The sequence below is a fragment of the Duganella guangzhouensis genome (genome assembly GCF_009674535.1).
In the GTDB taxonomy this organism is placed as follows: Bacteria; Pseudomonadota; Gammaproteobacteria; order Burkholderiales; family Burkholderiaceae_D; genus Rugamonas; species Rugamonas guangzhouensis.
Genome location: NZ_WKJK01000005.1, coordinates 338,400 through 353,017, shown reverse-complemented (window position 1 = coordinate 353,017; position 14,618 = coordinate 338,400). Strand labels below are relative to the sequence as shown.

General features: G+C 62.9%; 15 protein-coding genes. 8 read left to right on the top strand and 7 right to left on the bottom strand.

Going from position 1 to position 14,618, the window contains the following annotated elements; genetic code table 11:
• Window positions 1–43: 43 nt before the first annotated feature.
• From GJ699_RS12255 to GJ699_RS12225, 7 genes are all read right to left on the bottom strand, one after another.
• Window positions 44–2,062 carry a flagellar biosynthesis protein FlhA gene (locus GJ699_RS12255; RefSeq protein WP_229262084.1) on the bottom strand — a complete coding sequence of 673 codons (2,019 nt, stop codon included), beginning with the start codon at window positions 2,060–2,062 and terminating at the stop codon, window positions 44–46.
• A gap of 65 nt (window positions 2,063–2,127) precedes the next feature.
• Window positions 2,128–3,270: an EscU/YscU/HrcU family type III secretion system export apparatus switch protein gene (locus GJ699_RS12250; protein WP_154376533.1), complete on the bottom strand. Its 1,143-nt coding sequence runs from the start codon at window positions 3,268–3,270 to the stop codon at window positions 2,128–2,130.
• Entirely contained in the window at window positions 3,263–4,045 is a 783-nt protein-coding gene (locus tag GJ699_RS12245; protein ID WP_154376531.1) for a flagellar biosynthetic protein FliR, read from the bottom strand. Before GJ699_RS12245 ends, GJ699_RS12250 begins: the two co-directional genes overlap by 8 nt.
• A 19-nt stretch (window positions 4,046–4,064) precedes the next feature.
• Window positions 4,065–4,337, bottom strand: coding sequence for a flagellar biosynthesis protein FliQ (gene fliQ / locus GJ699_RS12240; RefSeq protein ID WP_154376529.1), 273 nt, complete (start codon window positions 4,335–4,337; stop codon window positions 4,065–4,067).
• Window positions 4,338–4,346: 9 nt separating this feature from the next.
• The gene (gene fliP, locus GJ699_RS12235) at window positions 4,347–5,123 is read right to left on the bottom strand and encodes a flagellar type III secretion system pore protein FliP (RefSeq protein ID WP_154376527.1); all 777 of its coding nucleotides are present in this window, start codon (window positions 5,121–5,123) and stop codon (window positions 4,347–4,349) included.
• Window positions 5,120–5,491, bottom strand: coding sequence for a FliM/FliN family flagellar motor switch protein (locus GJ699_RS12230; RefSeq protein WP_195763535.1), 372 nt, complete (start codon window positions 5,489–5,491; stop codon window positions 5,120–5,122). The genes fliP and GJ699_RS12230 overlap by 4 nt, the downstream gene beginning before the upstream one ends.
• A 2-nt stretch (window positions 5,492–5,493) precedes the next feature.
• On the bottom strand, window positions 5,494–6,375 hold the full coding sequence (locus GJ699_RS12225; protein WP_154376523.1) for a FliM/FliN family flagellar motor switch protein: 882 nt from the start codon (window positions 6,373–6,375) through the stop codon (window positions 5,494–5,496).
• Between the two features lie 629 nt (window positions 6,376–7,004).
• Between GJ699_RS12225 and fliE the strand changes: the two genes are divergently transcribed.
• The 8 genes from fliE to fliS all read left to right on the top strand — a co-directional run bounded on the left by fliE (window position 7,005) and on the right by fliS (window position 14,605).
• The gene (fliE, locus tag GJ699_RS12220; RefSeq protein ID WP_154376521.1) at window positions 7,005–7,355 is read left to right on the top strand and encodes a flagellar hook-basal body complex protein FliE; all 351 of its coding nucleotides are present in this window, start codon (window positions 7,005–7,007) and stop codon (window positions 7,353–7,355) included.
• 21 nt (window positions 7,356–7,376) lie between these two features.
• The gene (gene fliF / locus GJ699_RS12215) at window positions 7,377–9,152 is read left to right on the top strand and encodes a flagellar basal-body MS-ring/collar protein FliF (protein ID WP_371867540.1); all 1,776 of its coding nucleotides are present in this window, start codon (window positions 7,377–7,379) and stop codon (window positions 9,150–9,152) included.
• Window positions 9,136–10,173: a flagellar motor switch protein FliG gene (locus tag GJ699_RS12210; protein WP_154376519.1), complete on the top strand. Its 1,038-nt coding sequence runs from the start codon at window positions 9,136–9,138 to the stop codon at window positions 10,171–10,173. Before fliF ends, GJ699_RS12210 begins: the two co-directional genes overlap by 17 nt.
• Window positions 10,170–10,886 (top strand): flagellar assembly protein FliH, encoded by a 717-nt coding sequence (fliH, locus tag GJ699_RS12205; RefSeq protein WP_154376517.1) that lies wholly within the window; start codon window positions 10,170–10,172, stop codon window positions 10,884–10,886. Before GJ699_RS12210 ends, fliH begins: the two co-directional genes overlap by 4 nt.
• A complete protein-coding gene (fliI, locus tag GJ699_RS12200) occupies window positions 10,883–12,193 on the top strand; it encodes a flagellar protein export ATPase FliI (protein ID WP_371867539.1) in 1,311 nt (436 codons plus the stop codon). Before fliH ends, fliI begins: the two co-directional genes overlap by 4 nt.
• Entirely contained in the window at window positions 12,190–12,621 is a 432-nt protein-coding gene (fliJ, locus tag GJ699_RS12195) for a flagellar export protein FliJ (RefSeq protein WP_154376515.1), read from the top strand. The genes fliI and fliJ overlap by 4 nt, the downstream gene beginning before the upstream one ends.
• A gap of 100 nt (window positions 12,622–12,721) precedes the next feature.
• A complete protein-coding gene (gene fliD / locus GJ699_RS12190; protein WP_154376513.1) occupies window positions 12,722–14,158 on the top strand; it encodes a flagellar filament capping protein FliD in 1,437 nt (478 codons plus the stop codon).
• 48 nt (window positions 14,159–14,206) lie between these two features.
• A complete protein-coding gene (gene fliS / locus GJ699_RS12185; RefSeq protein ID WP_154376511.1) occupies window positions 14,207–14,605 on the top strand; it encodes a flagellar export chaperone FliS in 399 nt (132 codons plus the stop codon).
• The last annotated feature ends 13 nt before the right edge of the window (window positions 14,606–14,618 follow it).

The window sequence follows — 14,618 nt, the reverse complement described above, 5'->3', positions numbered from 1 at the left end:
TCCGATTTTGAGAACTGACCCCGAAGTGGACACGAAGTGGGCTTTAGCCGACGGTGCCGATGATGCTGACTTCGCGGTTTTCGGGGATTTCGTTGTAGGACAGTACGTGCAGGCCGGGCGCGAACAGGCGGGCGTAGCGCGCCAGCAGCGGCCGGATCTGCGGCAGCACCAGCAGCAGCGGCGGCGTGGCCTGCTGTTTCATCTGCTCGCGCGCCACCGGCATGTTGACTTGCAGCTGCGCCAGCAGGTGCGGGTCGATCGGGTAGTTGTCCAGCACCACTTTGCCGCTCTGGCGCGCCTGGTTCAATGAGCCAAGCAACATGTTTTCGAGGTCGCCGCCCAGGTTGAACGCTTGCATCTCGGTCTTCTGGCCGAACAGGCTGGTGACGATCTGGCGCCGCAGCGCGCAGCGCACTTCGGCCGCCAGCAGGATCGGGTCCTTGGTGGTCTCCGAGCTGTCCACCAGCGTGGTGGCGATCGGCACGATATCTTTCAGTGAGACGTTCTCGGCCAGCAGCACGCGGAATACGCGCAGCATCTGGGTATGCGTCAGCGCCTTGTCCAGCGCCGAGGCCAGCTTGGGCGACACCGCCGTCAGACGCTCCATCAGCGCCGGCACGTCTTCGTGGCGGAACAGTTCCGGCAGGTATTCGCGGATCAGCTTGGACAAGTGGGTGGCGATCGCGCTCGGCGCTTCCACCACCTGGTAGCCCAGCCCCAGCGCGTTGGCTTTTTCGCTGGTTTCAACCCAGGTCACCGGCATGCCGTAGGCTGGTTCGATGCCGGGAATGCCGTCGATCTGGCCATATACGTTCGGCGACGGAATCGCCATCAGGCGGTCGGCAAACACTTCGGCCTGGGCCACCACGCTGCCGGATAAAATCACCGAGTACTGGGTCGGCTTCAGGCCAAGGTCGTCGCGCACCGAGATCGGCGGCAGCAGCAGCCCCATGGCTTCGGAAATACTCTGGCGCACGCCCTTGACGCGCTTGGTCAGCGGTTCGCCATGCGCTTTGTCGATCAGCGTCACCAGCTTGTAGCCAACCGCCACCTGCAGCGGCATCACCGCCGGCAGGCTGTGCCAGTCGAGGTCGGGCAGGCGATCGTCCTTGAGCGCGGCCTCGATGGCGTCCAGATTATTGGTCTCGGGTACCTTGACCCGGTTCAGCAGCTTCCAGCCGACATAGGCCAGCACCAGCGCGAACGGCACAAACATCTGCCATGGCATGCCCGGCACCACGGCCAGGATCAGCATCATGCCGGCCGCGCTGAACATCACTTGCGGCGAGGTCAGGACCTGGCTGCCAACCTGCTGTTCGAAGTCGCCGGAGTCGGAGATCCGGGTCACCAGGATCGCGGCGGCGGCCGACAGCAGCAGCGCCGGGATCTGCGCCACCAGGCCGTCACCGATGGTCAGCAGCGCGTACTGTTTGAAGGCGGCGCCAAACGACATGTCCTGCATCAGCGCGCCAATCGCGACGCCGCCGACCATGTTGATGATCAGGATCAGGATCGAGGCCACGGCATCGCCGCGCACAAACTTGGAGGCACCGTCCATGGCGCCGTAGAAGTCGGCCTCGGCCGCCACTTCCAGCCGGCGCAACTGGGCTTTTTCCTGGTTGATCAGGCCGGCGTTGAGGTCGGCGTCAATCGCCATCTGCTTGCCGGGCAGCGCGTCCAGTGTGAAGCGCGCCGACACTTCGGAAATCCGTTCCGCACCCTTGGTCACCACCATGAAGTTGATGATCATCAGGATCACGAACACCACGATACCGACCACGTAGTTACCGCCGATCACCACCATACCGAAGGCTTCGATCACGTGACCGGCGGCGGCCGTGCCCTCGTGGCCGTGCAGCAGCACCACCCGGGTCGACGCCACGTTCAGCGTCAGCCGCAGCATGGTGGTGGCCAGGATCACGGTCGGGAACACCGAGAAGTCCAGCGGCCGCCGCGCCGACACCGACACCAGGATCACAATCAGCGCCAGCACGATGTTGAACGTGAACATCACGTCCAGCAATATCGGCGGCAGCGGCAGGATGATCATGGCCAGGATCATCAACAGGAATGCCGGGGTGGCAAACTTGTGCCGGCGTGCCTCCGTAATCAGGGTCTTCAAAAAATTCACTGCTTAACCTCGCTCATGGATGTGGGCACAACAATTTCACTTTCTCTTGGTGGCACCGGTTCGGCGTTGCGCCGGCCGGTACGGAATGCCTGCAGTTGCAGCACATAGTTCAGCACCTGCGACACCGCCTGGTACAACTGCACCGGGATCTGCTGGTTGACCTGGCTGGTGTTGTAGATGGCGCGCGCCAGCGGCGGCAGCTCCATCACTTCAATCTTGAATTCGGCCGCCAGCTGCTTGATGTACAGCGCCATCTCGTCGACGCCCTTGGCGATCACATACGGCGCCTCGGCCTTTTTGAGGTCGTACTTCAGCGCCACCGCGTAGTGCTCCGGGTTGACGATCACCACGTCGGCGCTGGGCACGCTCTTGCGCGCGCTGCGCCGCGCCATCGCCCGCTGCAGCTGTCGGATGCGGCTTTTGACTTCGGGCCGGCCCTCGGTCGACTTGTGTTCTTCCTTCAGGTCCTGCTTCGACATGCGCTGGTTCTTGGCGAAGAACCAGGCCTGCGCCGGCACGTCGATCAGCGCGAAGATGACGAACACCGCCACCATCGCCATCAGGCCGTCCAGCATCAGATTCGAGCCGATCATCATGGCCTGCCCCATCGGCAGCAGCTGCAACTGGGTGTAGGCCGGCACGGTCGAGCGAGCGACATGTATCAGCACCGCGATCAGCACGCTGGCCTTGCCGATCGAGATCAGCATCTCGAACGCGTGCTTGCCGCTGAACAGGCGGCCGATATTGGCCGCCGGGCTCATGCGGTTGAGCTTGGGCTCCCAGTGCTTCATCGACACCACCCAGCCGCCCGGCACCATCGCGCCCAGAATGATAAACAGCGGCACCACGAACAGCGGCAGCAACATCTGGATCAGCAACCACATCGAGCTGCTGAACACGATCGACATGGCGTTGTCGATCGCGCCCTCGCTATCCAGCGGCGCAAAGCTCTGATGGAAGATTTCGTTGAACTGCACCAGATAGTTCGGCAGCAGGTAGACAAACAGTTTCAGGCTGACCAGGATGCCGATCGCGGTCGACAGGTCGCGCGAGCGCACCACCTGCCCTTCCTGGCGCGATTTCTTCAGCTTCTGCTGTGACGCCTTCTCGGTTTTATCGCCAGTGCTGTCGTCAGCCATGGAGCGCCACCTGCATCTGCTGACGGATCAGCTCCAGCACCATGTTGGTCATGCGCACATAGTGTTCGGGAATGAACCGCACCACCTGGACCAGCATCAGCAGGCCGAAGATGGTAATCATCGAAAAGCCCAGCGCGAACAGATTCAGGCTGGGCGCCACCCGGTTGAGGAAACCGAAACCGATCTGCACCACCATGGTGGAAAACACCACCGGGATCGCCAGCAGCATCGCCGCCGAGAAAATCCAGGCCACGTTGTAGGCCACCGCCTCCAGCAGCATCGGGCCGAAGCCGGAACCCAGCGGCCATGCCTTGAAGCTCTGGCCGATCACGTTGGCGATCACCAGGTGGCCGTCGATCGAGAAGAAGATGATGATCGACAGCGTCGACAGCAGCGCCGAGGTGACGTCCGACGATTGACCGTTCATCGGGTCATTCATCACCGCCATCGACAAGCCCATCTGCGACGACACCACAAAGCCCAGCACGCCAATCACCGACATCGCGAAGTGGAACGCCAGCCCCAGCACGAAGCCGATCAGGCCCTGCTCGATCGACGCCACCACGCCGTGCAGTGAAAACGGATTGATCGGCGCCACCCCGCCGGTCAGCGGCATCATGATGATGGCCAGCACCAGCGCGATCAGGATGCGCGCCGTCACCGGCGTCACCGCCTCGCCCAGCACCGGGGCGCCAATGAACATCGCCAGGATGCGGCAGAACGGCCACCACAGGGCGGTCAGCATCGGCAGCAACTGGGCGAAGACGGCTTCCATGGGTGGCGTGCGGCGCGAGCTAGCCGACCAGGGTGGCGGCGCGGGTGAAGATGGACACGCAGAAGTCCATCAGATAGGTCGCCATCCAGCGTCCGGCCAGGATCACCGCCAGCAGCGTCACCAGCAGCCTGGGCAGGAAGCTCAGCGTTTGTTCATTGATCTGGGTGGCGGCCTGGAACAGCGCCACCAGCAGGCCGGTGATCAGGCCCGGCACCACCAGCACCACCACCATCAGCATCACGATGTGCAGCGACTCGACCACCAGATCGACCGCGATGTCGGGAGTCAGCATGGGCGCCTCTCAGTATGCCTGTATGCTCGTGACGAGCGTGTTGACGGTCAGGGTCCAGCCATCCACCAGCACGAACAGCAGCAGCTTGAACGGCAGCGAAATCACCAGCGGCGACAGCATCATCATGCCCATCGCCATCAGCACCGACGACACCACCAGGTCAATCACCAGGAAGGGAATGAACAGCATGCAGCCGATCTGGAACGCGGTCTTCAGCTCGGACAGCACGAACGCCGCCAGCTTGACGGTGAAGGCGTGCTGCGCCGGCTCGGTGATCTTGTCCTCGCCGGCCAGGTGGGCGATCTGCTGCAGCGCCGCCTTGCTGGTCTGCGCCAGCATGAAGCGCGACACCGGTTTCTCGGCGATCTGCAGCGCGGTTTCCAGGCCGATTTTATCCTGGTCGTACGGCACGAAGGCTTCGCTCCAGATCTGGTCGCCGATCGGCCGCATCACCAGCAGCGTCAGGATCAGCGCCACCCCGGTGATGACCCGGTTCGGCAAGCCCTGCTGCAAACCCAGCGCCTGCCGCAGCAGCGACAGCACGATCACGAAGCGGGTGAAGCTGGTCATCATCATCACCATCACCGGGAGCAAGCCCAGCAAGGTCATGATGATCAGGATTTGCATCTTGACCGTCAATTCGGTCTTCGCGCCCGGCACCACATTGGCCAGCAGGTCGACCGCATGGGCCATGCCCGGCAGGCAGGCCAGGCCCAGCAATACCGCAGCGGCCGGCGCGATCGCCCGCAGGCGTTGGCGCCACCGCGTAGTCAGACTCCGGATCATGGAGTCATCATGTCCAGATTCAGGCCATCCAGATCGATCACTTTGAGGCCGTAGTTTTCGCCCGCCACCACCACTTCGGCGCGGCCGATGGCGGTGCCGTTCACCTTGATGACCAGCGGCTCGCCGGCCAGCACATCCAGCTCGACCACGCTGTCGGGGCCGATGTTCATCAGCTCTTCCAGCGAGATGCGGGCCGAGCCCACTTCCAGCGTCAGCGTGACCGGGATCTTGCGCATCATGGCCGGCAGATCGCGCCGCGGCGGCGCGGCCGGCAGGTCGGTCAGCTCGGTGCCGGTCTGGTCGATGATCATCTCTTCCGACAGATCTTCCAGCAGGGCGTCGCTAGGGTTGGCTACGTTCATGTTCATCATTATTCTGCATCTTCAAAAGAGGTTAAACAGAGTTTGCCTTTGTGCTCGGTGACCGCGGCCGTAAACAGGCGGGAATCTTCGAGCAGGACGTCCGCTCTGGACAGGCTGATCGGGATCACATCGCCAACCTGCAAATCATACAGCGCGCCCAGCGACACTTCCTTGCTGGCCAGGCGGCCGATCAGGCCGACCTGCAGCCGCTGCGCCAGCGGCGCCGCGGTCTTGGCCTTCTTGCCATTGTCGCGGTCGCGCAGCAGGCCGCGCAGCACGCTGGTCATCAAATGCTTGTCGAGCGCAAACCAGAACTGGCCGCCCACCACGCCGGCCATGTCGGCCAGCGTCACGGTGACCACCCAGGTGCCCTTGGGCGGATGTTGGCCGGGGGCCGGTTTGAATTCATTGTCGGCGGCGTCGGCCTCGCCTTCGGCCGGCGCCGGCTTGTCGGAAGCTGGCAGGTTGAGTTCGATGCGGCCGGCCAGCACGCCGGCCAACTGTTGCCCCAGCACCACAGCGAGCCGCTCCTCGGTGGCGGTCACGCGCACCGCGTTCTCGTCGATGGTGGCGCTGCTGTCGGTCTTGGCGCCGCTGCCGTAGCGGTAGTTGAGCACGCTCAGCAGCACCTTGCGTTCCAGTGAAAAAGCGATCTGGCCGGCCGGCGCCGCAAAGCTCAGCCAGCGGCTGCGGATGTCGTTGCCGTCCAGCCGGCTGAACGTCACGTCCTGCACCTGGAAGCCGCCCCAGTAGCGGCGGTTCATGTTCAGCCGCATCGATTGCGTCAGATCGTCGCGCAACTGGGCCGCAAAAATATGCAGCAAATGCACTGGACGGCCCAGCAGGCAGGGATCCAGCACTTGATGTTGCGTCGGTTTTGTCGTTGTCATGTATTGGCCATGTCGGTAATTCTTGCCCACTTCACCATCATCGCACTATCCAGCTAAAAACTGGTTGCTCCCAGCGCATTTTTTTGGCGCGCGGACGAATGCGCTAACTAATCGTAACGTAAAGTAGGACGATCTCGGTAGCAGCATACCTGAAAATTCACATTATTGCTAACCAACAATATTTGCGCCGGAAAATTATCTAGAGGCAAATAACGCTTTACAAGAATGTTGCTAGCCAGTAAGCTTCATTCGCCTTGTCAGCTTTACGCTGCCCTGCAACAAGCCGCGCTTAGTGAATGATTTGTAACGAGATTTTCCTCAAATCAATTGTTTCGCGTGTTGCGCTGCCGGGCCGCACGACCAGTGAAGCGGCATGGTGACTATCCAGGCCATAAAACCGTTGCGCCGAGCGATTGCTCGTTAATACGTCCGACTTAGTCTGACAGGACTACACTATCTTTTTTACAAGACTGTGACATGCACAACGGATGTGTAGCAGGTTTGGTATAGGGCAGCACAATATCTGTCACATGGGCTTGCTGCTTTCCGGCAATCTCGCTATGGTAGTCATCTGGATTTAAACGCGGTAAAACGCGGTAAAAAAACGTTGCAAAACGGGGGGTAGCAAGATGAGTAACGGATTCTCCAGCCTGATACAGGCCGACCTGGCGTCGCTGACCAACGCGGCGCAAAACCTGTCCAACAGCAGCACCACCATCGCTGCCGCCAGCCAGTACGGCGCGCAGGATGCCCAGCCTGCCTTCTCCTTCGCCCAGTCGATGCAGAGCGCCATCGACAAGGTCAACACCCAGGATGCCAACGCCGGCCAGCTGATGGCCGATGTCGACTCGGGCAAGAGCGACGACCTGGTCGGCGCCATGCTGTCCAGCCAGGATGCCAGCCTGTCCTTCTCGATGTTGATGCAAGTGCGCAACAAGGTGATGGGCGGCCTCGACGAACTGATCAAATTACCGCTGTAAGCCTCCGCGAAAGCAATCAACGTGATTAACACCCTCAAGTCCGCCTTCGAACGCTGGCGAGCGAATCCGGCTGCGCAATCGCTGCCTCCCGCCCTGTTGAAATCGCTGTATCCCCTGATGATGCTGGCCATCGGCCTGACCGCGCTGGTGCTGATGTACATGTGGAACAACCAGGCCAGCTACAAGCCGGTGTTTGGCGCCCGTGAACGGGTCTCAGCGCCCGACATGATGACGGTGCTGGACGGCGACCACATCCCCTACCGCATTCATCCTGAAAGCGGCCAGGTGCTGGTGCCCGATTCGATGCTGGGCAAGGTGCGCATGCTGCTGGCCGCCAAGGGCGTGACCGCGCAGCTGCCGGCCGGACTGGAGCTGATGGACAAGAACGACCCGCTGGGCGTGTCGCAATTCGTGCAGGACGTGCGCTTCCGCCGCGGCCTGGAAGGCGAGCTGGCGCAATCGATCATGACGCTGGATGCGATCTCGCACGCGCGCGTGCACCTGTCGATCGCCAAGTCGACCTCGTTCGTGTCGTCGGACGGCGATAAATCGTCGGCCTCGGTGGTGGTGCAGCTGAAACCGGGCGCCACGCTGCAGCCGGAAGCCATCGCCGCCATCGTCAACATGGTGTCGGGCAGCGTCGCCAGCCTGGCGCCGCAACGGGTCAGCCTGGTCGACCAGGCCGGCAACCTGCTGTCGGCCCACATCGACCTGGCCGACGGCTTTGACGCCGGCACCAGCGGCAACGACGCCGCGCGCCACTACCAGGACGAGGTCAAGACCAACATCAAGGGCCTGCTCGGTCCAGTGATCGGCGACGACAACTTCCGCATGTCGGTGGCGGCCGCCGTCAACAACGACCGGGTCGAGGAAACCGTCGAGAAATACGGCGCCGATCCGAAAGTCACCAGCGAAGCCATGCGCGAAGAGCAGGACCGCAACCGCACCGCGATGGGCATCCCGGGTTCGCTGTCGAACCGGCCGCCGGCCGCCAACGCCAATCCGGCCGCCGCCACCCAGCAAACCGCCGGCGGCGCCGCCGACCCCAACGCGGCCCAGCCGGATGGCTCCGCGCGCAAGAACGCCACCACCCGCCAGTACGCCTACGATCGCAGCATCATCCAGACCAAGCGCAGCCGCGGCAGCCTGGAGAAACTGAGCGTGGCGGTGGTGCTGGCGCAAGCCGCCGCGCCCACCCCGAAAACCGGCTGGAGCGCCGCCGACATCGCCAACATCGACAAAATCCTGCGCAACGGCCTCGGCATCAACGCCGAGCGCGGCGACCAGCTGGTGGTATCGGCCATGAACTTCCCGCCCAAAGTCGCGCCGGTGCAGTGGTGGGAAGAGCGCGACAACATCGTCGACATCACCAAATACGCCGGCTACGCGCTGGGCGCCCTGCTCGGCTATCTGCTGATCGCGCGTCCGCTGCTGCGCCTGATCACGGTGCGCCTGACGCCGGATCCGAAGGAAGCTCAACGCATCGCCAGCGAGCGCCGCGCCGCCGAACAAGCCGCCGTGGCCGCCGCCAAGGAAGCCAAGGAAGCCGCCGCCAAAGACCAGGCCACGCTGGAAGGTGGCGCGGCCGGCACGGCGGGCGCCGCCCCGGCGCTGGGCGGTACTGCCGCCCAGCCTGGCATGCCGGTGGTGCCGCTGCTGGAAAACTACGATCTGCCGCCACCGGGTTCGGCAGTCGATGTCATGGTCGACCACCTGAAAGTGCTGGCCGCGAAAGAACCGGAACGCGTAGCCGAAGTCGTCAAACAATGGATGCAGAAAAATGGCCGAACTCAATAACATGGATGATGATGGCGAGTACAGCACGCCAACCAAGCTGACCCCAGTGGAACAGGCTGCCATCGTGCTGCTGAGCATAGGCGAAGAGCCGGCGGCGGCGGTGTTGCGCTGCCTGTCGCGCGAGGAGTTGCTGGAGGTGACGCAAGTGATGTCGCGCATGAGCGGCATCAAGGTGGAATCGGTCAAGCACGCGATGCAAAAGTTCTTTGACGATTACCGCGAACAGTCGGGCGTGCATGGCGCGTCGCGCAGCTACCTGAAGCGCTCGCTGGACCTGGCGCTGGGCGGCGATCTCGCCAACACCGTGCTGAACAACATCTACGGCGACGAGCTGCGGCCGAAAATGGCGCGTTTGCAGTGGGCTTCGCCGAAATGGCTGGCCGAATACATCTCCAACGAACACGTGCAGATGCAGGCGGTGTTCGTGGCCTTCCTGCCGGCCGCGCTGGCCGGCCAGATCGTCGACGGCCTGCCGCAGGACACGCGCGACCTGGTGCTGCTGAACCTGGCGCGGATGGAGGAAGTCGACGCCGACCTGCTGCAGGAACTGGACGAGCTGGTGGATCGCTGCCTGAGCTCCTTCGATTCGCAGGGCACCAGCGTCGAGGGCATCCGCCAGACCGCCGAAATTCTGAACCGGCTGCCGAGCAACCGCGCCCAGATGGTGGAGCTGCTGCGCGCCCACGATCCGGAAGTGGTGTCCAAGATCGAGTTGTCGATGTACGACTTCTTCATCCTCGGCAACCAGACCGAACAGGCGATCACCCGCATCCTGGAAGACGTGCCGCTGGAACAATGGGCGATCGCGCTCAAGGGCGCCGACATCGCGGTGCGCGATGCGGTGCTGAAAACCATGCCGAAACGCCAGGCCCAGGCCTTCGAGGACATGATGCGGCGCGCCGGTCCGGTGCCTATGTCACGGATCGAACAGACGCGGCAGGAAATCATGGCTACCGTCAAGGCGCTGGCCGATGCCGGCGAAGTCGAGATCCAGCTGTTTGCCGAACAGGTGATTGAATGAAGCAATTCCGTCCCTACCGCTTCCCGCCACTGGCGCAGTTCACCACCCAGCGCGCCGCCGCCGCGGCGGCGCACGGCCATGGTCACGGCCATGGCGGCGATGGCGGCGCGCAGTGGGCCGCCTCGGTGTCCGAGGGCTTTGAACAGGGGCAGCGCGACGGTTACGAAATCGGTCTGGCGCGCGGCCAGGAAGATGGTTTTGAATCCGGCCGCGTGTCCGGCCAGGAGCAAGGCCGCGAGGAAGGCCGCCACGAAACCCTGGTGGCCTACGATCAGATGGCGCGCCCGGTCGACGCCATGCTGAAAAGCTTGAAAAAACTGCGCTCCGATTATCGCGCCGCGCAGCGCAAGGAAGTGGTGGATCTGGTGGCCAAGGTGGCGCGTCAGGTGATCCGCGCCGAACTGGCGCTGCAACCGGTGCAGCTGATGGCGCTGGTCGAAGAAACCCTGGCCTCGATGCCGCCGACCCGCGATGAAATCGACGTCTACCTGAACCCGGAAGAGCTGAAACGCATCGCCGAACTGGACCCGAAACGTTCCAAGCGCTGGAACCTGATCCCGGACGCCCGCCTCGACGCCGGCGAGTGCCGCATCAAGGCCGGCGACAACGAGGTCGACGCCGGTTGCCATCAACGTCTTGCGGCGGTCATGGAACAGGTCGATAATCAATTACAGATCGCCGACAGCGGCGATGAACCGGAGGTCGAAGAGTGATCGCAGATGCCTTACGCAATCTCGAACTGGGTTCCGTTCCCATGGCGACGCCGACCGGCCGCCTGGTGGGTGCATCCGGTTTGTTGCTTGAGGCCGTAGGTTGCCCTTTGCACACAGGCCAACGTTGTCAGATTGAGACAGTGAGCGGCGAATGGCTGGATGCCCAGGTGGTCGGTTTCCGCGAGAAACTGTCCTATCTGATGCCGTTCAAAAAAGCGATCGGCCTGACCACCGGCGCCCGCGTGCTGCCCTCGCCGGAAAAAGTCAGCCTGCAAATCGGTTCCGGCTGGCTGGGCCGCATGGTCAACGGGCTGGGCGAGCCGATCGACGGTCTCGGCAAGCTGAGCGGCGATTTCCCGCTGGAATCGCAACCGCCGCGCATCCATCCGCTGAAGAAAAAACCGGTCACCGAACCGCTCGACGTCGGCGTGCGCGCGATCAACGCCATGCTGACCCTGGGCAAGGGCCAGCGGGTCGGCCTGATGGCCGGTTCCGGCGTCGGCAAGTCCGTGCTGCTGGGCCTGATGACGCGGCAGACCGTGGCCGATGTGGTGGTGGTTGGCCTGATTGGCGAACGCTCGCGCGAGGTGCGCGAATTTGTCGACATGTCGCTGGGCAAGGAAGGTTTGCAAAAAGCCGTGCTGGTGATCGCGCCGGCCGACGAAAGCCCGCTGATGCGGGTCATGGCCACCGAACTCTGTCATTCGATCGCGGCCCATTACCGCGACCAGGGCAAGAATGTGCTGCTGCTGGTCGACTCGCTGACCCGCTACGCGATGGCGCTGCGCGAAGTGGCGCTGGCGCTGGGCGAGCCGCCGGCCACCAAGGGTTATCCGCCGTCGGTGTTCTCCAATCTGCCGCAGCTGGTCGAATCGGCCGGCAATGGCGAAAACCAGGCCGGCAGCATGAGCGCCATCTACACCGTGCTGGCCGAGGGCGACGATCATCAGGACCCGGTGGTCGACACCGCGCGCGCGATTCTGGACGGCCACATTGTGCTGACCCGCGAGCTGGCCGAGCGCGGTCACTATCCAGCGATCGACATCGCGGCCTCGATCAGCCGTTGCATGGCGCAAGTCATCGAACCCAAACACATGCTGGCGGCGCGCGCGCTCAAGGCCAGCATGGCGCGTCACGAGCGGGTGCGCGACCTGATCCCGCTGGGCGCCTATGTGCCGGGCGCCGATCCGGTCACCGACAAGGCGGTGCAACTGCATCCCAAGGTCGAGGAATTTGTGTGCCAGGGCACCAAGGAAGAAGCACCGATGGCCAACTGCATTGCTCAACTTGAAAAGCTGATGACATGAGCCAACAAAAAATCCGCAATCTGACCACCCTGGTGGCGCTGCGCAACACGGAAGTGGAGCGGCTGCAAACGGAAATGGCGGAGAAAGCCAATGTCCGCGAGCGCTACCAGAAGAACCTGGAACGCCTGACCAGCTTGTACACCAATAGTGGCGCCAGCGGCAATCTGCACCCTGCCCTGGCCGGCAACTGCGGCGACTACAAGCAGGCGGTGATGGCGATGGCGGACAGCCACCGCGTCGACTTGCACCTGCACGAGGCCGACATGGCGGTATCGCAACAGGCGCTCAACAAAGCCTGGGCCAAGCGCGAAGTGATGGACAAAGTGCTGACCAAGGAACAACAAGCTTTTCTGAAGCTGCAAAATGCCAAAGAGCGCAAGCAGCATGATGAATTGGCAACGCAATTATGGCTGCGCGGACAGAAATAAACGCAGTTACAATTTTTCGCCAAAAATATTTTCATACGGAAACGATTAAGGTCGCCTTATATCAGGGTACACTTTACTTATCCTTTCCAGGAGCACGATCATGGCATCAACCGTCATTACCAGCCCGACTTACGATCCGACCACCACGGCCGAAAACCTGGCCAATGCGTATATCGCGGGTAGCCAGGCGATTCTGGACAAGCAGACCACCAAGGCCACTGCCACCGCCACCGCGCTGACCACGCTGAACTCGGCCCTGAGCACCTTCCAGTCGACCCTGCAGTCGCTGACCAGCAGCACCACGTCGGTGACCTCGAACAGCGCCACCTTCAGCGACACCTCGGTGGCCACCGCCACCGCCAAGTCGGGCGCCGCCGCCGGCACCTACTCGTTCTACGTGCAGCAGCTGGCCACCGCCGGCCAGGTTTCGTACAACGTGGCCGACAGCGCCGCCACCAATGCCGGCTCGATGAATGTGGTGCTGGCCGACGGCTCCAACTTCACGGTCGACCTGGCCAACGCCGACAGCAATTCCGACGGCGTGCTGAGCGCCAAGGAAGTGGCGGCCGCGATCAACACCGCCGCCGCCAACGATTCGCGCGTCACCGCCTCGACCATGACGGTCAACGGCACCAGCAAGCTGGTGCTGACCTCGACCGCCACCGGCGTCGACAATGCCGTGGCCTCGATCGACGTGTCCGGCCTGGGCGACTCCTCGCTGCAGTCGTCGCTGTCGTCGCAAAGCGTGCTGACCACCGCCACCAACGCCATCGTGCTGGTGGGCGGCAAGAACGGCACCTCGGTCGAGCAAGCCTCCAACACCTTCGACGTCATCGACAACGTCAGCTTCACCATCAAGGAAGCGCAGGCCAGCACCGACTCGGCGGTAACGCTGACGGTGGCCGCCGACACCAGTGGCACCGCGACCAATGTGCAGACATTCATCGATGCCTACAACACGTTGCTGAGCACCTTCACCACGCTGACCAAGGCCGGCGACCACACCATTGTCGAGTCGACCTCGACCTCGACCAGCACCACCACCACGCCGACCGCGACCTCGGAAGACGCCGCCTTCTACAATGATTCCGGCGTGCAGGCGCTGCGCGACCGCCTGGCGCAGGCGCTGCGCGCCGTCACCAACGGCCAGTCGCTGATCAGCTATGGCATCTCGGCCAGCAGCGACGGCACGCTGACGCTCGATACCGCCCGCCTGAACAAGACCATCGCCGCCAATCCGGGCGCCATCGACAGCCTGTTCGGCCGCGCCGGCACCGGGGTCGACGCCGGCGCGCTCGGCACCATGAACAAGCTGGTGACGGCCTGGACCAGCAGCACCGGTTACATCGCCACCCGCACCGACGCCAACACCAAGCTGCAAAGCGACCTGACCGACCGTCAGGCGACGCTGAAAACCCAGTTCGATAACGCCTACAAGCGGTATCTGGCGCAGTACACCGCGCTGCAGTCGCTGCAATCGTCGATGACCACCACCTCGAACATGTTCACGGCGCTGTTCGACACCAGCAGCAGCTAAAGCTTGCGACCGCAATAACCAGTAATTTTGACCCGTACGGTGAATACCATGTTGAACCAGGAAGCCTACAGCAATTACCACTCCACCAATCTCGATGCCCAGGTTGCACGGGCCTCGCCGATTGAGCTGGTGCTGGTGCTCACCGACGGCTTGCTCGAGGAGTTGGCGCGCGCGCGCGGCCACATCATCGGCAAGCGTTACGAGCTCAAGGCGAAAAGCCTGAACAAATGCACCGACATCATCAACGGCCTGTCCAGCTCGCTCGACTTTGAGCATGGCGGCGAGGTGGTGGAAAACCTGGGTCGTTTGTATGAATACTGCGCCGGCCGGCTGTACACGGCCGGTGTCAGTCTCGACCCGGCGATTATTGACGAAGTAAGCCGACTGCTGACCACCATCAAGAAAGGCTGGCTGGGCGTGCAAGCGATCCAGACGAAAAATGGATAGACAACGCACCTTG

Bases quoted from the DNA above. Each gene is read 5' to 3' on its own strand.
- GJ699_RS12255 (WP_229262084.1), bottom strand. From the start codon at position 2,062: ATGATCCTGGCCATGATCATCCTGCCGCTGCCGCCGATATTGCTGGAC.
- GJ699_RS12250 (WP_154376533.1), bottom strand. From the start codon at position 3,270: ATGGCTGACGACAGCACTGGCGATAAAACCGAGAAGGCGTCACAGCAG.
- GJ699_RS12245 (WP_154376531.1), bottom strand. From the start codon at position 4,045: ATGGAAGCCGTCTTCGCCCAGTTGCTGCCGATGCTGACCGCCCTGTGG.
- fliQ (WP_154376529.1), bottom strand. From the start codon at position 4,337: ATGCTGACTCCCGACATCGCGGTCGATCTGGTGGTCGAGTCGCTGCAC.
- fliP (WP_154376527.1), bottom strand. From the start codon at position 5,123: ATGATCCGGAGTCTGACTACGCGGTGGCGCCAACGCCTGCGGGCGATC.
- GJ699_RS12230 (WP_195763535.1), bottom strand. From the start codon at position 5,491: ATGAACATGAACGTAGCCAACCCTAGCGACGCCCTGCTGGAAGATCTG.
- GJ699_RS12225 (WP_154376523.1), bottom strand. From the start codon at position 6,375: ATGACAACGACAAAACCGACGCAACATCAAGTGCTGGATCCCTGCCTG.
- fliE (WP_154376521.1), top strand. From the start codon at position 7,005: ATGAGTAACGGATTCTCCAGCCTGATACAGGCCGACCTGGCGTCGCTG.
- GJ699_RS12210 (WP_154376519.1), top strand. From the start codon at position 9,136: ATGGCCGAACTCAATAACATGGATGATGATGGCGAGTACAGCACGCCA.
- fliH (WP_154376517.1), top strand. From the start codon at position 10,170: ATGAAGCAATTCCGTCCCTACCGCTTCCCGCCACTGGCGCAGTTCACC.
- fliJ (WP_154376515.1), top strand. From the start codon at position 12,190: ATGAGCCAACAAAAAATCCGCAATCTGACCACCCTGGTGGCGCTGCGC.
- fliD (WP_154376513.1), top strand. From the start codon at position 12,722: ATGGCATCAACCGTCATTACCAGCCCGACTTACGATCCGACCACCACG.
- fliS (WP_154376511.1), top strand. From the start codon at position 14,207: ATGTTGAACCAGGAAGCCTACAGCAATTACCACTCCACCAATCTCGAT.